Source organism: Acetobacter ascendens (genome assembly GCF_001766235.1).
Classification (GTDB): domain Bacteria; phylum Pseudomonadota; class Alphaproteobacteria; order Acetobacterales; family Acetobacteraceae; genus Acetobacter; species Acetobacter ascendens.
In genome coordinates, this window is record NZ_CP015164.1 from 1,332,871 (window position 1) to 1,351,999 (window position 19,129).

Below are 19,129 nucleotides of genomic sequence, written 5' to 3' on the forward strand. Positions count from 1 at the left end.
GATCATCCCAGGCCCCATCGCACCGAGAGCCGAGTCCCAGAACGTGTGTGCCTGCTTCACGGCAGGCGCCTTCCCTATTGTAACAGGAAGATTACTGTACGCCAGATTAAGGATGACTTTTATCCTTCTTGCCTGTTTCTGTCGCCTTATGGTGGCTGATCACCTCATCCACGATCCCGAAGGACTGAGCTTCGTGAGCAGACATATATGTGTCACGCTCCAGCTTCTGCTCAATTTCCTCCAGCGTGCGACCTGTATGTTCACGGTAGATTTCATTCAGTTTCTGACGAATGATCAGAATTTCACGCGCCTGAATTTCGATATCACTTGCCTGCCCCTGCGCACCGCCAGAAGGCTGATGCACCATAACGCGTGCATTAGGCAGTGCGAAACGGCGCCCTTTTTCACCCCCAGCCAACAACAAGGAACCCATAGAGGCTGCCTGCCCGATGCACACTGTGCTTACGGGGCTACGGATATATTGCATGGTATCATAAATTGCCAAACCGGCAGAAACCACGCCACCCGGGCTGTTAATGTAAAAAGAGATTTCCTTGTTAGGATTCACGCTTTCCAGATACAGAAGCTGCGCGGAAATCAAGGATGCAACCTGATCGTAAACGGGACCAGTCAGGAAGATGATCCGCTCTTGAAGCAGGCGGGAATAGATATCAAACGCCCGCTCACCGCGAGAGGTCTGTTCGACCACCATCGGCACCAGCGCATTGCTGAAAATCTCAACGGGATCACGATCCCTCATACCACTCATTCCCGTATAAAAAACTGAATTAGCCTTTCCCACCTTCCTGCGCAAACACAAGAAAGCTCAGGCACTCTGGTTCAAGATAGAGATAAAGTGGAAAGATGCCACCCCGGAAAAGAAAAACATGCCCAAAAAGAATGCCCCGCCAGTTCACACTGGCGGGACACGGCCTTTTTCTTATTAGATATTCGCTGGTGGAATATCTGAAAGTTCCTCTGGTGTGACCTCTTTATCGGTCACTTTGGCCAGTTCAATCAGGTAATCGACAACCTTGTTTTCAAAGATCGGCCCCCGAAGAGATTCCGCTGCTTGCGGATTCTTCTGGAAGAATTCGAACACCTGCTTTTCCTGCCCCGGGTAGCGCATGGCTTCTGCCCGCACTGCACGCCCCAGTTCATCTGGCGTTACCGTAATGTTGTTCTTGCGGCCGATTTCAGCCAGAAGCAGACCCAGTTTTACGCGACGTTCCGCAATTTTACGGTAATCAGCGCGAAGGGTTTCTTCGTCTTTATTCTTGTCTTCGTCATCAAGCTGACCGGACTTACGGTCTTCTTCAACGCGCGCCCAGATCTGGTTGAATTCTGCATCCACCATGCCTTCTGGCGCAGTGAAATCAGTTTTCTTTGCCAGCTCATCCAGCAGCTCACGCTTGATACGCAGGCGGGAAAGCTGATCGTATTCGCCTTCAATCTGCTTGCGAATCAGATCTTTCAGCTGATCAAGGCTTTCAAAGCCCATCTTCTTGGCCAGCTCATCATCAATCGGCGCATCAACTGGCTTCTTGATCTGCTTGGCTTTGATATCGAAGGTTGCTTCTTTACCAGCCAGCTCGGTTGCGCCGTAATCTTCGGGGAAAGTTACCGTAATAACTTTTTCTTCGCCCGGCTGCATGCCTTCGATCTGCTCAGCAAACCCAGGGATAAAGCCTTCGCCACCGATTTCAACGTTCACATCTTCAGCGGAACCGCCTTCGAAAGGAACACCGTCGCGCTTACCAACGAAGTCGATGGCAACCACATCACCCTTGGTGATAGGGCGAGCTTCTTCCACCACTTCAAAGGTACGACCGCGCTTGGCGATATCTTCCAGCACCTTGTTGATGGCTTCATCGCTTACATTTGCCTTCAGGCGTGTCAGCGTGAGATCGGACAGATCTGGCACAGCAATTTCTGGCAGAAGTTCTGCTTCAACCGTGAATTCCAGATCTTTTCCATCATCGACCTGACCGGAAACCAGATCTACCTTAGGCTGACCAGCAGGACGGATGCCGCGTTCGTCAAAAACGTTACGCAGAGCGTCAGATACCGTCTGTTCCAGAACTTCTGCCCACACACTTTCGCCGTAACGCTGCTTGGCCAGAGAAACAGGCACCTTACCCGGACGGAAGCCCGGCAGGTTCAGATTCGCTGCAACTTCCTTCAGCCGCGCATCACGCTTGCTGGCAATTTCCGCCGCTGGAACTGTTACGGTAAAACCACGCTTCAGCCCTTCGGAAAGGGTCTCGGTAACCTGCATCGGTCAGGCCTTCCTTTCGGTACAAAACTCAAACACCCGCTACGCAAAGGCCGTCGCGGACCAGGACGGGAGCATGATCGTAAAATAATTGGTACGGGTGGAGGGACTTGAACCCCCACGACTTGCGTCACCAGAACCTAAATCTGGCGTGTCTACCAATTCCACCACACCCGCGCATAACGTGCTCACCGTCACGAGTTGGGTGGACTTAACTCAAACCTGCGCCCACGGCAAGATGCCCATGTGCGAGTTCACCCTCTGTTTCTGCATATGAGCTGCTTTTTCTCGTGCAGCACCCAAATGTAGATCCAAATCTTCCGCCACAGGCCACGGTCCGGCTTGCCGTCCGGCCTCCCCATGCAACCATACACCAGCACATGCAGCCTCCCACGCCGGCATACCAGCGGCCAGTAGAGCCGAAATAACACCAGAAAGTGTATCGCCAGAGCCAGCCGTGCCTAATGCTGGGGTTGCATGATTGTTGATGGCAAGCCGCCCATCTGGTGCAGCAATCAGAGTGGAAGCACCTTTTAGAACCACCACGGCACCAATTTGCTGAGCAGCCTGCCGGACATGTTCTGGAGGATTGCTGCCCACCGGGCCGAATACGCGGGTAAACTCCCCAATATGCGGCGTTATAACTGCAACACCTTTGAGTTTTTCAGGGTCACCCGCAGAAGCACTTAACGCACCAGCATCGGCCAAAACACTCTTACCTGCAGCCAATAACACAGGCAGCGTGGCCTGCACTTCGGCTTCTGTTAAGCCAGGGCCACAAACCCACACACGCCGGCGTTTATCTTCCAATAATGTCGGCAACGGTGCGTCATCTATAATAAGGCCGGGCGCACCCAATTTATACGCCGCAGCACCTGCCCCAGCAGCCACGCGCACCAAACCAGCGCCAGCAGCGCGTGCACCACCAGCACATAATCGCGTTGCGCCCGGCATGGATTCGCCTGCACAAATACTCACTACCCCACGTGTGTATTTATGGCTTTCAGGGCCGGGAATCGGCAAATGCCACAAACCGGGTTCATTTTGCCATGTTGTTGGTGGCACCTGATCGAGCGCGATTTGTGGGATTCCGATATCCGCCAGAATCAACCGCCCCAGATGCTCCCTACCCGGATACAGCAAATGTCCTGGCTTAAACCGGCAAAACGTTACCGTCATGGCAGCCTGCGGAGCATATCCACGCACCAACCCTGTCGCGCCATCCACACCTGAAGGTATATCAACGGCGACGATACGCCGTGTGGCTTGCAGCACCTCAACAGGCAAACCGGCAACATCTCTACTCAATCCTGCGCCAAATACGGCATCCACCACCAAATCTGCTCTTGCAGTTTCCTTTACAGAAAACGGCACGCGAACACCGCGGAATCGGGCCGAGGCTTCCGCTGCTGCACCACCTGGCTTAGGGGCCACCATTTCCGCCACAGCTACAGGCCAGCCTGCATCGTAAAGATGCCGCGCAACCACGTATCCATCTCCTCCGTTATTGCCAGGACCGCACAGCACAAGCACGCGGGCTGGCTTTTCGTATCGAAGAATAGCGCGCGCCACGGCACGGCCAGCATTTTCCATCAATACAGAAACGGGTACCGTCTGCGCCGAAATATGGTCGATTTTCCCCATTTCATCGGGAGAATAAACGCTCAGAAGTGAAGGATATATTGCTGCCATATCGAGCCTCCGCACACAGAGCAGATAATAATTTGTGCAAATTGTGCAAATATAGACCCTTGCGCAGCGTCCGTCCCCTTGGCAATCAGGCAGCAGACAAGCGTTGGACGATTATCCCTTCCCCGCCCCGCGCCTTTTTCCTGCATTAACGCCAAGCGGAGTTCAGCATGCCCCATTCCATTCTCTGGAGCCTTGTTCTCACCCTCCACCTTGTCAGCATCATCCTGTGGATTGGCGGTGGTGCTTATGCCGTTATCATTTTGCGCCCCAGTCTGCGCCTGCTGGATGCAACACAACGCAATTCTGTGCACTTGCAGACATTGGCCCGTTTTTTTAAGGTTTTAACACACGTCATCCCCACCGCGCTGATTACTGGCTGGCTGCTAATTATCCATGAAGGTGGGTTTGCCAACGCACCGTGGACAACCAACCTCATGCAGCTTTTGGGCATTATCATGGCTGTGCTGTTTGTTATGATGTACACAGGCCCCTACCAAAAAGCCCGTCGTTCCATCCGCCCGCAGCCTTCTGTGTTCGACTCCATTCGCTCCCGCGTGCTGCTTATTGTGGCCTTGGGCGTGCTGGCTGTGCTTTCAGCCTGCCTTGGCCATCCTTTTGCCTAAGAAACACAGTAACATTCTGGCAAAAACTTGATTTCAGACCAAAACAGCTTTATCGGAACAAACGCCTGACCGGGTAGATACGTGAATCGGTGCCTCAGTCACTTTAGTTGAGGCACCCCGATACGGGCAGGCTCTTCAGCCAGTGCTGACAACAGACAGACCTACGGTTCCGAGAGCAGATTGACAGCTAAAACGCCCGCCTCCCCCCGCAAGACAACAACACGTAGCCGCAAAAAAACGGCTACTCCCGCCCCTGTGAGCACCGCAGACGCCACAGAAGATACGGGTGCAGCAACTGAAGCTCCTGCTGAAAAAGCAGTTGTAGCTAAGGCAAAACCTGCCCCTAAAAAGCGTGTTGTAAGACGCCGGAAGCCCAAAGCTGAAAAGGTGGAGAAAGCTGAAGAACCAGCAACAACCGCCCCAGAACAGGCAGAAGCAGCCCCAGCAACAGAAGCTCCTGCTCCCGTAGAAGCCACTGCTTCTGCTGTTGAGGTTGTTGAGCAAGCTCCTGAAGCTGTGCCTGCGCCACCGGCTGAAAAACAGGCAGCTCCAAAAGCTGCAGTAGAAGAAACTGTTGCTCCTGAGCCGGCTCCCGCTGAAAAAACGGCTGAAATCACGGTTGAAGCGGCAGAAGATACAGATTCCATCACATTTGCTGATTTGGAACTGTCCGAGCCTATTTTGCGTGCCATTTCAGACATGGGTTATACGCATCCCACCCCCATTCAGGCACAGGCTATTCCGGCCATTCTGATGGCGCGGGATGTTATGGGCGTTGCACAAACGGGAACAGGTAAAACCGCTTCCTTCACGCTGCCCATGCTGGAAATTTTGGCCGATTCGCGCGCACGGGCACGCATGCCTCGCTCCCTTATTCTGGAACCCACGCGTGAACTGGCGTTGCAGGTTGCAGAAAATTTTGTGAACTACGGCAAATACCTCAAGCTCAACCATGCTCTGCTGATTGGCGGAGAAAGCATGGCGGATCAGAAAGAAGTGCTGAACCGTGGCGTGGATGTGCTGATTGCCACCCCCGGTCGCCTGCTTGATCTGTTTGAACGCGGTGGCTTGATGCTGAACCACACCGGTATTCTGGTGATTGATGAAGCGGACCGTATGCTGGATATGGGCTTCATTCCCGATATTGAAAAAATTGTTGGGCTATTGCCTGCCAACCGGCAGACTCTCCTGTTTTCTGCCACCATGGCGCCTACCATCCGTAAGCTGGCAGATGCATTCCTGCATTCTCCCAAGCAAATTACGGTTGCGCGGCAATCTTCGGTAGCCACAACCATTACAACCGGCATTGTGGTGGTGGATGAATACAGCAAGCGGGAAACGCTCCGCCAACTGTTGAAAGACCCTGCGCTGCAGAACGCTATTGTGTTCTGCAATCGTAAGCGCGATGTGGATATTTTGACCAAATCACTCGTGAAGCATGGCTTTTCAGCCGCCGCATTGCATGGTGATCTGCCTCAATCGGTCCGCTTTTCCACGCTGGAAAAGTTCAAGAACGATGAGCTAAAAGTGCTTGTGTGCTCCGATGTAGCCGCACGTGGCATTGATATTGGCGGCCTTTCCCACGTCTTCAATTTCGATCTCCCCTTCCATGCGGAAGACTATGTGCACCGAATCGGGCGTACTGGCCGTGCTGGGCGTGAAGGCCATGCCTACAGCATTGCAACGCCGTACGATAAAGCGCTGGCAGAAGCCATTGAGAAGCTGACGGGCAAAGAAATTCCGCGTATGACGCTGAATGGTGTGAAGCAGCTTGAGTGGTCTGATGAAAAACGGCCACCAGCAGGGCGTGCTCGTAAACCCCGCACACCTCAGCGGGAGCAGGAGAATCCAGCACCTGCGGCGCGTGAGCAGCAGCCTGAAGCCAAACCCCAGCAGGCTGCACGCCCAGAACGTCAGTCTACACGCAATACACGCTACCAGCGGGATGAAATTCCACCCGCACCCGGCGGTGATGTACAAGGCTTTGGTGATATGGTGCCAGCATTCATGCTTCTGCCTCGCCGGAGTTCTATAAGACCAGCCTCACCGGGAACGGATGCTGTTGCTGAACGCAATGCAGACGCACAGTCCTGAACACATCTGTGACTGAAACCTACGATACGGACGTTCTTTATCTGGCAACGCAGGGTGATGGTGCCGTGCGTACGCCAGATGGGCGCGTAGCTTATATTCCAGAGACCCTTGCTGGTGAGCATGTTCGTCTGACGAAAAGTTCAGATGGAAAATGGCAGCTTGTTGAGGTGCTTCAGCCTTCACCGGATCGGCAAACGCCACCTTGCGCATTGTTTGAACAATGCGGTGGCTGCACGCTCCAGCATGTAAAACCTGCTGCTATTTTGCAGTGGAAAACAGCTACTGTTCAACATGCCTTACAAAAAGCCGGTTTTAGCAATCTGCCGGCATTTTCTGCAAAGCAGGTGCAGCCACATTCACGCCGCAGAGCAGATCTGGCTGTAAGACGCCAGCCTGATGGCATTATTATTGGGCTTCATGCACGCAACAGCCACGCGGTTACGGATTTTACCACCTGTGTTGTGTTGCACCCTGATATTCTAGCAGCCCTACCCGCTTTTCGGACCACGCTCCGCAGCTTAAACGCCATTCGACGCGAAGCCAATTTGCATATCAATTTGCTGGATTCTGGGCCAGATGTTCTATTGCAAACAGATGGGCCTCTGACTGCACCAGATCGCGTCCGTTTAGCCCAACTGGCAACAGAACAGCATATCCCTCGCATTAGCTGGCAACAGATCAAAGATACCGGGTTGCCGGAAGTTGCGGCACAATCGGGCTCTGTTGTTCAGACAATCGCTTCTCACCAAATTGCGCCACCACCTGGAAGTTTTTTCCAGGCAACGCGTGAGAGCGAGAAATATATTCAGGATGCCGTTGTAAAAAGCCTGCCTGCCAAACTGAACCGTCGGGATATTATCACCGAACTCTATGCTGGCTGTGGCACCCTTACCTTTCCATTGGCAGAACGTGCCCGCGTAAATGCTTACGAAGGTTATGCGCCTGCTTTGGAAGCCTTAAAAAAAAAGCGACTGGTGGCACGCGTATCAACGCATTTTGCCGGGATCTGAACCATCAGCCTATTCTAGCTAAGGAAATAGCAGCTTCTGCTGTGGTTGTGCTGGACCCCCCACATGCAGGGGCAAAGCTGCAAATGCGCCAGATTGCGCAAGGCTTACCTAACCATATTGTGTATGTAAGCTGTAACCCGGCAGCCTTGGCGCAGGATGCAAGCCTGCTATCCAAAGCCGGATATACTGTGGAAAACGTGACTGTGGTTGACCAGTTTTTATGGTCTGCAGAAATTGAAGCTGTTTGCAGCTTTAAACGTGAAAGCTCTCGCCGCAGCCGCAACGCCCTTTTTCGTTAGGGTTGGCAAACACAAACCCTGCTTCCAAATCACCTTCCTGATAATCCATTTCAGAACCAATCAGGAAAAGCGTGGCTTTGCGGTCTACCAGTAGAGTGACGCCGTGGTCTTTTACCACCTCGTCCCCTTCACCCGGCGTATCAACAAACTGCATGTCATATGCTTTGCCGGAGCAGCCTTTGGTGCTTACAGAAATGCGCAGCAACTGGCCTGCATGTGCTGTGGCATACAAATGCTGCAACCGATCTGCCGCAGCCTGAGACACCCGCATAAGAGGAGGAAGCTCCCGCTTTATAGGAGCCGCAGCCGTTTTCTGAGACATTTTATACCCTCACCTGAGTTTGCGGTTCAGAACATGTTCAGCGCAAGACGGGCTTCATCACTCATACGTGACATATCCCACGGCGGATCCCACACCACTTCTACTTCGGCAGATTTCACACCCGGCACTTTTTCCACTGCTTCTTTCACCTGCACAGGTAGTTCCTGCGCGCTGGGGCAGTTGGGGGCTGTTAGTGTCATTTCAATACGCACGCGGCCATCATCATACAGATCAATCGCGTAAATCAGGCCGAGTTCGTAAATGTTTACCGGAATTTCCGGGTCATGCACTGTGGCAATCGCCTCAATCACGGCGTCTTCCGAAATAGCACCGGCAGCGTGAGGTTGGGCTGATTGCTCTGCCCCTTCATCCGGTGTCCAGCTTTCTACTTTTCCGGCTTCGTCTCCGGCAGGCGCATGGTCAGCATGCAGCACATCGGCAGAAGCCTCTGCTGTTTTAGCTTCCTTTTCTACCTCTGGCAGAACGGGAGCATGCACGTCTTCAGACGTCGGCATGAGAAAGCGCCTCCTTTAACGCAATCCAAGGCAGTTCGGCACATCGTATCCGTGCCTTGTGAGACCGCAGAGGCTTGAAAACCTCCAACGGCCCTAATGAAGTATCCGCCGCTCCTGCAGGAGAAGCTTCCCCCACCAGCATGGCAGAAAACCGACCAGATAGGCTGACAGCTTGCGCAACATCCAAACCAGAAACCTGCTGCGCCATTAAATCAGCCGCTGCTGCACAAATGGCGCATCCACGCGTAGTGTGGCGCACACTTTGGATATGGGTTGCATTCAGCGCGATATCCACCCGCGTTTTATCCCCACACATTGGGTTTTTGCCTTCGCCCTGCACAGAAGGTGCTTCCAGCTTACCTGCATATTGTGGAGCGCGGGCACGCTCTACAATCACACGGTCATACAGGGCATCAGAATCCGGCACGGTTTGTATCACACAAAAAATTCCCGAATACGCACCAGCGTATCGGCAAGCGCATCTATTTCTTCCTGCACGGTATAAATACCAAAGCTGGCACGTGCTGTAGCTGTTAGACCCAAGCGCCGCATAAGCGGTTCTGCACAATGGTGGCCCGCACGCACGGCAATACCGTTGCGATCCAGCAGAGTAGCAATATCATGCGGGTGCACATCCGCCATGGTGAAGGAAATAACGCCTCCACGCTCTTTGGGGTGCCCAACAACATTCAGCCCCGGAACAGTAGCCAGACGCTGGAGCGCATAACTGGTTAAAGCCTGTTCATGCGCCGCAATGGCATCAAAACCAAACTTTTCCACCCATTCTATGGCGGCACCCAAGCCAATAGCTTCTACAATTGCAGGGGTACCAGCTTCAAACTTGTGCGGAACATTGGCCCATGTGGATTTTTCAAACGTCACGGTGGAGATCATATCTCCCCCACCCATGAACGGCGGCATATCTTCCAACAGTGCGCGCCGCGCCCACAAAACGCCAATGCCGGTTGGGCCATACAGTTTGTGGCCGGTAAAGGTGTAAAAATCCGCCCCCAGAGCCTGCACATCCGTCCGATGATGCACGACTGCCTGGCTACCATCAAACAGCACCAGCGCACCGGCTGCATGTGCCATATCGGCAATCTGGCGTGCAGGCGTAATAGTTCCCAACACGTTGGACATATGGGTAATGGCAACAAGTGCGACTTTGCCATCAGACAAAAGCTGACTGAATGCATCCATATCCAGATCACCGGCATCGGTAATCGGGGCTATGCGCAGCTCAATTCCCATACGGTCACGCAGCATTTGCCACGGCACCAGATTGGCGTGGTGTTCCATTTCGGAAATAACCACAGCCTGCCCCGGCGTAAGCAGTGAGCCAAAGGAATACGCAACCAAATTGATGGCTTCTGTGCTGTTACCGGTAAAAACAATTTCTTCCCGCGAAGGTGCGTTCAAAAAGCCCGCAACCTGATCTCTCACAGCTTCATAAGCCTCGGTAGCACGTTCACTCAGCCAATACAGGCCACGGTGAATATTGGCATACTGATGGTGCATGGTATGCACCATGGCGTTGATAACGGCATCCGGCTTTTGGGCCGAAGCGGCGCTATCTAAAAACACCAGTGGGCGATCGTGCACTTTTTCCGACAGAATAGGAAACTGCTTACGAATAGCAGCCAGATCCAGCCCGGATGTGTCTGTAATAGAAGGATGAGACATTACGCGGCCTTCCTTTCAGCAGAAAAACGGATTGCCAGCATAGCGCGGCAGTATTCCTGCGCCGTTTCATCTTCAATCAGAGAAAGAGCTTCATCCAGAAACGCTGCAATCAGGATATGGCGGGCCTGTGCCTCTGGCACACCACGGCTGCGCATATAAAACAGTTGGTCATCATCCAGCGCACCCACGGTTGCCCCATGACTGCAACGCACGTCATCCGCGTAGATTTCAAGCTCAGGCTTGGCATCAATTTCTGCATTTTCAGAAAGCAGCAATGCCTGATTCATCTGATAGCCATCGGTTTTCTGGGCGACCTTCTCAACCAGCACCTTGCCCTGGAAAACACCCCGTGCATGATCATCCAGCACATTCCGCACAGTCTGGCGGGAAATGCAGTCCGAAGCAGCATGGGTAATTACGCTGGTGATATCCCCCACCTGATGTTCTGCAAGGTTTTGCGCACCATTCACATGCAGTTGAGCATGTGGCGCATTCAACCGTGCATGCACTTCGTGCCGAGACAACTGGCTACCTAAACCAAGGGCAAAGCTATTATAAACGCCATGCCCTGCGACCTGCACATAGGTTGTTGCTAGCGCTATGGCCTGTGGCCCTTCGGTCTGCAAAGTGGTGTGGTAGAGTTTGGCGCTTTCCCCCACCGTTACTTCTATAACCGGATTATGGAAATACGGCCCAACGCCTGCACTGAGTGACAGCAACGAAAGATGCGCCCCTTCCTCCAACACCACGCTATGGCGTGGGTGAAAAGAAATGGCAGTATCCCCAGCAACACCCAAGGAAATCAGAAGCACCCGCCCTGCATCTGCACCCTTGGCAACGTGCAATATAGCTCCATCATCCACCAAAGCCGTGTTCAGCGCGACAAGAGGATCTCTATCTGGGCTGGCTTGCACATCTGATGTCAGGCTTTTTTGGCTGAAAAAGGAAACATCTACACCTTCGGGCAGAAGGCTAAAGTCTTTCACAAACCGGCCATTTACAAACACAATGCGCGACAAAGACTGCACGGCATCATGCTGGCTGAGCAGGTTATCCAGCAAATTTTTTGCCTGCGCGGCATCATATTGCGCTGGCGGGGTCTGAAATTCCTGCGCAGCCAATGGGCGTAGGCTGGTATATTTCCATGCCTCTACATGCCTGTCTGGCAGGCCGGTTCTGAGCAGTGCGCCAATGGCTGCTTTCCGCTCTGTCCCCTCAACATCGTTCAGGCGTTGCGCAAACGAAGATAGAGGGCCGCTCATATCTTTGCTGATCGCGTTCACGCCGCCTCCGCCAGAAATTTAGTGTAGCCTTCCTGATCAATTCTCTTGGCCAGTTCTGGCCCACCAGAAAGAATAATCCGCCCTTTGGCCATAACGTGAATGCGGTCTGGCACCAGATAATCCAGCAGTTTCTGATGATGTGTAATAACCAGTGCAGAGAAATCTGGTGAGCGCAAACGATTCACCCCCTCCGCCACAATACGCAGGGCATCCACATCCAGCCCGCTATCGGTTTCATCCAAAATGGCGAAGGAAGGTTGAAGAAGTGTCATCTGCAACACTTCATTGCGCTTCTTTTCACCGCCGGAGAAACCGACATTAACATTACGCTTGAGCATATCCGGCGCCATGGAAAGAGACTTGGCTGCCTCACGCGCCATTTTTAGGAACGCGACAGCATCTAGTTCTTCCAGACCACGGGCGCGACGCACAGCATTTACCGCTGTACGCAGAAAGTTGGCGTTATTCACACCTGGCAGTTCGATAGGAGACTGGAATGCCAGAAACAGACCCGCAGCGGCACGTTCTTCCGGCTCCATAGCCAGCAGATCCTGCCCCTTAAAGGTGACGGACCCAGCCGTAACTTCATAATCCTCACGCCCGGCGAGAACATAGGAAAGAGTGGACTTACCACACCCATTTGGCCCCATGATGGCATGCACTTCACCCGGCGGGATGGTGAGATCCACACCACGGAGAATCTGCTTTTCCTGCCCATCGGCATCAATCCGGGCGCACAGACCGGAAATTTCCAAAAACTGGCTCATGTTCTGTACTCCCTTAACCCACGCTGCCTTCAAGGCTGATCTGCAACAGTTTCTGTGCTTCCACAGCAAATTCCATGGGCAGTTCTTTAAGAACATCCCGGCAGAAGCCGTTCACAATCAGCCCAACCGCGTCTTCTTCAGACAGGCCACGCTGGCGACAATAAAAAAGCTGATCTTCTGAAATCTTGGATGTTGTAGCTTCGTGCTCAATACGCGCTGCCATGTTCCGGCTTTCGATATACGGCACAGTATGCGCGCCACATTCATCACCAATCAGCAAACTATCGCACTGGGTGAAGTTACGTGCGCCAGAAGCCTTGGGCTGCACACGCACCAAACCGCGATATGTACTGTCTGACCGGCCTGCACTGATAGTTTTGGCAATGATTGTGGAACGGGTATTACGCCCGATATGGATCATCTTTGTGCCTGTATCTGCCTGCTGGCAGTTATTGGTAACAGCCACGGAATAGAATTCACCCACAGATCCATCACCCTGCAGGATGCAGGATGGATACTTCCATGTAATAGCAGAACCTGTTTCCACCTGTGTCCAAGAAATTTTGGAGCGTGCCCCACGGCATGCGCCACGCTTGGTCACAAAGTTGTAAATACCACCGCGCCCTTTGGAATCACCGGGATACCAGTTCTGCACCGTGGAATATTTAATGGAAGCATCTTCCATCGCCACAAGTTCCACCACGGCCGCATGAAGCTGGTTTTCATCCCGCATGGGGGCTGTGCAGCCTTCCAGATAGGAAACAGAAGCACCATCTTCCACCACAATCAGCGTGCGTTCAAACTGCCCTGTATTGCGTGCATTGATACGGAAGTAAGTGGACAGCTCCATTGGGCAACGTACCCCTTTGGGCACGTAAACAAAGGAGCCATCTGTAAACACAGCAGAGTTGAGGGCAGCATAGAAGTTATCTGCCACTGGCACGACGCTGCCCAGATATTTCCGCACCAGTTCTGGATGTTCCTGCACAGCTTCAGAAATCGGGCAGAAGATTACCCCCGCTTCTTCCAGCGTTTTGCGGAAAGTGGTGACAACCGAAACACTGTCAAACACCGCATCTACAGCAACTGGTGGACGAGCTGTTTCACCTTCGGGCAATTCCACACCAGCTAACAGAGCCTGCTCATGCAGGGGAATACCCAGTTTTTCGTAAGTTCTCAGAAGTTCCGGATCAACCTCATCCAGAGATTTAGGGCCTTCTTTCTTGCGCGGGGCGGCATAGTAATGCGCATCCTGATAATCAATTGGCGGGTAAGAAACCTTGGCCCATGTAGGTTCCTTCATAGACTGCCATTTCCGGAATGCTGTCAGCCGCCATTCCAGAAGCCATTCTGGTTCGTTTTTGCGCGCAGAAATCAGGCGTACGATGTCCTCATTCAACCCTTTCGGGGCGAGGTCCATCTGAATATCTGTTTCAAAGCCCCACTTGTAAGTGGACTGGCCGAGCTTTTCGACCGCTTCGCGGGTTTCAGTAACTGCCGGCATGGTTCAGATCCCCTCACGTGGCATAGCAGCGCTGGGCTGCGCATTGGATCGTGGCATGTTTGAAAAACACGATGCCTTGCTGCGCATACTTTCCAAGGAAATACCCTCCAACGTGGTTCGTATGGCCTGATTAATGGTATCCCAGCTGCCACACAGACCGCACGACACGCCGGTATCACACTCTCCGCCATCTACACAGGCTGTTAGCGCAATCTTGCCATCCACGGCTGTAATAACACTGGCAACAGAAATATCTGCCAACGGTCTGGCAAGGCGATACCCGCCCTTTGCCCCGCGCTGGGAAAGCACGAACCCATGCGCAGACAACACCTTGAGCACCTTGGCCACTGTTGGCTCTGGCACCCCTGTAATGGCTGCAAGTGTTGGAGACGTAACAACGCCTTCCTGTTCACCCAGTTTCACCAAGATGACGATTGCATAATCCGCCAGGCGGGAAAGTTTCAGCATTATCTGCCCTTGACCCAATTAAAGACCTGAGCGGTCCTGTTTCGGATACATGGCGACACACTGCTCTTGCGTCAACCCAAAACAAGCGGACAAAATCACCCAGCGCAAACGTGATCGACCGCCTTAGAGCCCTTTTGGAAAAGGCCGATGACGCCGAAATAAGTATGGACGAGACCTCTACATTAACACGAGAATGACGGAAATCCGTTATTTCCTGATGCTATATGTGCGCTCAGTGAGGCTGATTTGGCGTCAGATTACGAATTTCCAAAAGGGCTCTTACTGGGCGTTCAGTCCAAACAGAAGCCGCAATATGGCAAAAAGCAGCGCACCCACACCAAACCCAACAAGGGTACCATTAAACCGAATAAACTGCAGATCCTTACCAACCCGAAGTTCCAGTTTTTCAGCTATTTCTACTGCATTCCAGCTTGAAACTACGCGGGAAATAAACTCCGCCATTCGTTCACGTAGGAACGGCAGCATCTTCAGAACGGTGCGGTTTACGCTATCCATAATCCGTTGCCGCATGTTCTGATCATAGCGCATCTGGGCAGCCATGCGTTCAAGCGCATCTTGCACTACTGATGCAATGCGGCCCTCTGGGTCTTCCACATCAGCTTCCACCATGCGGCGAAAGCGCTGCCAGATATCCCCCCACCAGCCCACAACACTCTCATGGGAGAGCACACCCATAATGGTTTGGGAAAACTCTTTCCCTTTTTCAGGGTCGGTTTCTATGCGGTCAATCTGGCCTCGCACCCAACTGGTAAAGCCTTCACGAATACTGGAGTTCTGTGGATCGATTCGCTCAAGTTCCTTGGCTGCAGCCAACAAAACCTTGGTGGCGATAGACCCTCCTATGGCCCAGCCCAGTAAACGCCCACCCTGTTCACGCACGCGCTCTTCAATCATCTGGCGCAGCGCACCTTCTTTGGATTGTAACGCGTCTTTGATCTGCTCAAGCAGAAAGGAAAGCACTTCCTGATGCTTGTCATCATCCACAAGGCTACGCAGGGCCCGCGCAATAATAGGCGCCAGATTACTACCCCCCAAGAGCTTGGGCATAATACGGGCAACTGCATTGCTGGCGCGGCCATCTTCCAGCCTGTCCAGCATTTGGGGCAAAGAGCGTGTTATGGATTTTACCAGAGCATCCCGCGTGCCGGGGTCATCCAGCATATCCGCCATAAAAGCAGGAAGATCTACCTGCCCCAATACGCGCTCAACTTCCTTTTGGGTAAACACCTGCCCGGCAACAAACCGCCCAAGTGCCCGGCCAAGCCTATCCTTTTGTGCAGGTAAAATAGCAGTATGCGGAATGGGCAACCCCATAGGCCGACGAAATAACGCCACCACGGCAAACCAGTCTGCCAAGCCGCCTACAACGCCTGCCCGCGCCCCAGCCCGCAGCATTTCCAGCCAGAATCCATCCCTCACCCATCCGGCCGCTGGCGCGGCGTAACCCAGCACCGTTACCCCAGCCATAAGGCCAACCAGCCCTGTAGCTGCATTCTTGTATCGCCGCAGTGTCTGGCGGGCAGCGAAATCCGCATCCTGATGAGGTTGAGATGTCATAACCCACTCAATAGCACTGTGCGCAAACACCCCCAAGAGTGCGTGAGCTGGTTGCATACAAAACATAGACGTGAAAAGTTGTTCATCACTCTTTTCTCGCTATTTCGTTGTTATTTCGATTCATTCCGGCTTTATAACTGTTTTATTACAGGAACCTTCAGGACGCCCTTATGACTATGGATAACGCATCTTCTCTTTCCCGTTTGGACAGTATCCTTGCGTCCACCACTGCACACCCAGATGCCGGGATAGCGGCTGAAGGCACAAATCCTGTTATGGGTATTGCGCTCCGGCTAGGAGAAGCTTTGGGCCGCGAGGAAATCTCACAAGCAGATATTACAAGCCTTGTGCAAAAACTGCGTGATGAAGCCTTTCTGGCACGCGCCCGTAAGCTGCACCGCTACGTAGGTGGCGCGACAATTGAAGCCACTAAAGAGAAGCTCCGCAATGTCGCACGTGCGATAGCCGAGGCATGCCCTACCGGTTCCTTTGCTGAGTACCAGGACCGCATCTCCGCTATCCAATTTGCTGCGGTTTTTACAGCACACCCCACATTTGCCCTGAGCAATCCTGTGTACGCGGCTTTGGCAGAATGTGCATCTCAAACCATCCCCCCCGCAGGAAGCGCCGTTTTTTGAAACGCACAGACGCTCTGCCCCGCCCACGTTGGAAGAAGAATTTACGCTGGCTGCGCAAGCTATCACCCGTGCGCGGAATGCTATGGATCTGCTGGCCACGGCTCTGCTGGAAGAAGCCGCCACACGCTGGCCGCAGGAATGGACAAGCCTGAAGCCCTGTCCGGTTATAGCAACCAGTTGGGTTGGCTATGATACCGATGGCCGCACAGATATTGGCTGGTGGGATACTCTACGCCTACGCCTACGTATGAAACTGTTCCAACTGATGCGGTTGGAAAGCCAGATTATGCACGAGAGCTTACTAGCCCCGGAACTCACAGAAAAGCTGCAACGGACCATTGCCTGCGTAAAGGAACAGATTAGTGCCGTTCCTGCTGGCCCAAGTGATGCCCAAGCTGTGGCGAACTTTGCAAAACTTTTAGTTTCTCAACGCAATACCGCGCTCACACACGCTGCAGAATTGGATGGCTTGCTTAAAACCGCCATCAATGCGGCGCCCTCTTCCGCACGCATTCCACTTGCTGTCGCCCGGGCGGGCTTTCTGGCACATGGGTTGGGTCTGGCCCATACACATGTGCGGCTTAATGCCTCCCAGATACACAACTTCGTCCGCCAGAAGCTGAACCTGTTGGATGACCCCAACAATCCAGCGCATCGCCGGGCATTACTGAACCAAATTAACGAAGCGCTGGAAGCTGCAACGCCTGTTCCGGTAGATTTTGGTGCACTGCTAAGTGATCCCTCTAGTGCCGGACGGCTGATGATGACCATTGCGCAGATGGTCAAATTTATCGATTCCGACACGCCTGTCCGCTTCCTGATTGCAGAAACAGAAACTGGTTACACGTTGCTCTCGGCCCTATGGGTGGCCGCCTGCTTTGGCGTAGCGGATAAAATTGAAATCTCGCCGCTGTTTGAAACAGAAGATGCGCTCATGAACGGTGAGCACATTGTGGAAGAAGCCCTGCGCTCTCCTGCATGGCGTGCATATATCCGACGTATTGGCCGTATCTGCTTCCAGTTTGGATATTCCGATTCTGGCCGATATGTCGGCCAGTTGGCGGCAACATATCTGATAGAGCGCCTGCGCCTGCGGATTCATGATCTGCTGGTACGGTGGGATATGCAGGATATCACCGTGGTGTTTTTTGATACGCACGGTGAAAGCATCGGTCGCGGCGCACACCCCTTCCGTATGGCTGATCGGCTGGATTACCTTTCTCCACCACATGTGCGTGCGCGGTTTAAAGCCACCGGCATTGCCTGCCGTGAAGAAACGGCGTTTCAGGGTGGTGATGGTTATCTGCTTTTTGGCACGCCAGAACTGGCAGGTGCTACGATGGCCACCATTGCGGAAAATCTGTTTCTGCCCTTACGGCAGGAAGAAGACCCCATTTACGATCAGCCCGATTTTTCGGCTGATTTCTTCTCCAGCATTAGCGAGGGCATGAAAAAACTGGTGGAAGACCCCGGTTATGCCGCGTTGCTGGGGGCATTTGGCCCATCCCTTATTGATAGAACAGGCTCTCGGCCACCTGCCCGCCAAAGTGCAGAAAGTGCAACCCATAAGCGTATTACCCACCCCGGCCAGCTACGCGCCATCCCCAACAACGCGATTCTTCAGCAGCTCGGATGGTGCGCTAATACTTTGCAGGGCTTGGGAGCCGCCGTACGCCGCCATCCAGAAACCTTTGAAACATTCCGCACATCCAGCCCGCGCTTTCATCGCGCTTTGGACTTTGCCCAGCATGGCTTGGCCTGCTCGGATAATAAGGTTCTGAAAAGCGTTGTCTGCTTGCTGGACCCCGGTTTCTGGCTTGATCGCGCTACAGAGGAAAAAATACCTGCCCGCCGCAAAGCTTTTCTTTCTCTAATGCAGGATTTGGAAAAGCTTGATCTATCTGCCGAACTTCTCACTATGTTTCGCCGCATTCAGGCTGACCATCTTGCGTTGAGAGAAGCATGGGAACATGCACCCCGCACGGAACCACAAATCCGGCTCCTGCATGCTATCCGCATTATGCTTATTGAGCAGATATGGCTTTTGGCATGCCGTGTGCCTTTCTTTATGCCGCGTGGCGGCTTTAACCATGATGTCATGATGCAGCACATACTGTGCCTGGATATTTCGGCAGTGCTGGAAGAGCTTGAGCATATCTTCCCCACCAGCACAGGCCCAACCAATCTAGATTTTCATGAACCACGCGGCCCGCGCGAAGAAGGTATTTACGAGCGCGAGCACAGAGACATCTTTGTGCCAATGCAACAGATGTTTGAACTTATTCGTGAAATCAGCATCGCGATCATACACAACATTGGCGCATTTGGCTGAGGCTTTTTTGTTAGAAAGGGGCTGCCTTAAAAGGCGCCCCTCATTA

At 53.1% G+C, this 19,129-nt stretch carries 14 protein-coding genes, 1 tRNA gene and 2 pseudogenes; 4 read left to right on the forward strand and 13 right to left on the reverse strand.

What is annotated here, in order from left to right:
• Positions 1-106 precede the first annotated feature (106 nt).
• From A4S02_RS06455 to A4S02_RS06470, 4 genes are all read right to left on the reverse strand, one after another.
• The gene (locus A4S02_RS06455) at positions 107-769 is read right to left on the reverse strand and encodes an ATP-dependent Clp protease proteolytic subunit (protein ID WP_019088390.1); all 663 of its coding nucleotides are present in this window, start codon (positions 767-769) and stop codon (positions 107-109) included.
• Between the two features lie 174 nt (positions 770-943).
• Positions 944-2,278: a trigger factor gene (tig, locus tag A4S02_RS06460; RefSeq protein WP_070323289.1), complete on the reverse strand. Its 1,335-nt coding sequence runs from the start codon at positions 2,276-2,278 to the stop codon at positions 944-946.
• Between the two features lie 89 nt (positions 2,279-2,367).
• A tRNA-Leu gene (locus tag A4S02_RS06465) sits at positions 2,368-2,452 on the reverse strand.
• Between the two features lie 39 nt (positions 2,453-2,491).
• Positions 2,492-3,967: a bifunctional ADP-dependent NAD(P)H-hydrate dehydratase/NAD(P)H-hydrate epimerase gene (locus A4S02_RS06470; protein ID WP_019088387.1), complete on the reverse strand. Its 1,476-nt coding sequence runs from the start codon at positions 3,965-3,967 to the stop codon at positions 2,492-2,494.
• Between the two features lie 167 nt (positions 3,968-4,134).
• Here A4S02_RS06470 and A4S02_RS06475 point away from each other — a divergent pair, with 167 nt between their 5' ends.
• The 3 genes and pseudogenes from A4S02_RS06475 to A4S02_RS06485 all read left to right on the forward strand — a co-directional run bounded on the left by A4S02_RS06475 (position 4,135) and on the right by A4S02_RS06485 (position 7,993).
• Positions 4,135-4,590, forward strand: coding sequence for a membrane protein (locus A4S02_RS06475; RefSeq protein ID WP_006116552.1), 456 nt, complete (start codon positions 4,135-4,137; stop codon positions 4,588-4,590).
• A gap of 180 nt (positions 4,591-4,770) precedes the next feature.
• Entirely contained in the window at positions 4,771-6,684 is a 1,914-nt protein-coding gene (locus tag A4S02_RS06480) for a DEAD/DEAH box helicase (protein ID WP_070323290.1), read from the forward strand.
• 8 nt (positions 6,685-6,692) lie between these two features.
• A pseudogene (locus A4S02_RS06485) lies at positions 6,693-7,993 on the forward strand (class I SAM-dependent RNA methyltransferase).
• Here the strand turns inward: A4S02_RS06485 and A4S02_RS06490 are convergent.
• The 9 genes from A4S02_RS06490 to A4S02_RS06530 all read right to left on the reverse strand — a co-directional run bounded on the left by A4S02_RS06490 (position 7,947) and on the right by A4S02_RS06530 (position 16,179).
• Positions 7,947-8,315, reverse strand: a complete 369-nt coding sequence (locus A4S02_RS06490; RefSeq protein WP_019088384.1) for a HesB/IscA family protein — start codon at positions 8,313-8,315, stop codon at positions 7,947-7,949. The pseudogene A4S02_RS06485 and the gene A4S02_RS06490 overlap by 47 nt on opposite strands.
• A 26-nt stretch (positions 8,316-8,341) precedes the next feature.
• Positions 8,342-8,830, reverse strand: a complete 489-nt coding sequence (locus A4S02_RS06495; RefSeq protein WP_019088383.1) for an SUF system Fe-S cluster assembly protein — start codon at positions 8,828-8,830, stop codon at positions 8,342-8,344.
• Positions 8,817-9,269: a Fe-S cluster assembly sulfur transfer protein SufU gene (gene sufU / locus A4S02_RS06500; protein WP_070323291.1), complete on the reverse strand. Its 453-nt coding sequence runs from the start codon at positions 9,267-9,269 to the stop codon at positions 8,817-8,819. Before sufU ends, A4S02_RS06495 begins: the two co-directional genes overlap by 14 nt.
• On the reverse strand, positions 9,266-10,513 hold the full coding sequence (locus A4S02_RS06505) for an aminotransferase class V-fold PLP-dependent enzyme (protein WP_070323292.1): 1,248 nt from the start codon (positions 10,511-10,513) through the stop codon (positions 9,266-9,268). Before A4S02_RS06505 ends, sufU begins: the two co-directional genes overlap by 4 nt.
• Entirely contained in the window at positions 10,513-11,775 is a 1,263-nt protein-coding gene (sufD, locus tag A4S02_RS06510; RefSeq protein ID WP_204251321.1) for a Fe-S cluster assembly protein SufD, read from the reverse strand. The genes A4S02_RS06505 and sufD overlap by 1 nt, the downstream gene beginning before the upstream one ends.
• A 17-nt stretch (positions 11,776-11,792) precedes the next feature.
• Positions 11,793-12,563, reverse strand: a complete 771-nt coding sequence (sufC, locus tag A4S02_RS06515; protein WP_003624093.1) for a Fe-S cluster assembly ATPase SufC — start codon at positions 12,561-12,563, stop codon at positions 11,793-11,795.
• Positions 12,564-12,576: 13 nt separating this feature from the next.
• Positions 12,577-14,067, reverse strand: a complete 1,491-nt coding sequence (gene sufB, locus A4S02_RS06520) for a Fe-S cluster assembly protein SufB (protein ID WP_070323294.1) — start codon at positions 14,065-14,067, stop codon at positions 12,577-12,579.
• A 3-nt stretch (positions 14,068-14,070) separates the two neighbouring features.
• Positions 14,071-14,535, reverse strand: coding sequence for an SUF system Fe-S cluster assembly regulator (locus tag A4S02_RS06525; protein ID WP_019088377.1), 465 nt, complete (start codon positions 14,533-14,535; stop codon positions 14,071-14,073).
• Between the two features lie 279 nt (positions 14,536-14,814).
• Positions 14,815-16,179: a DUF445 domain-containing protein gene (locus tag A4S02_RS06530; protein ID WP_082246775.1), complete on the reverse strand. Its 1,365-nt coding sequence runs from the start codon at positions 16,177-16,179 to the stop codon at positions 14,815-14,817.
• A 104-nt stretch (positions 16,180-16,283) separates the two neighbouring features.
• On the opposite strand from A4S02_RS06530, the pseudogene A4S02_RS06535 reads away from it, so the two are divergent.
• Positions 16,284-19,083 (forward strand): annotated as a pseudogene (locus A4S02_RS06535) (phosphoenolpyruvate carboxylase).
• Positions 19,084-19,129 lie beyond the last annotated feature (46 nt).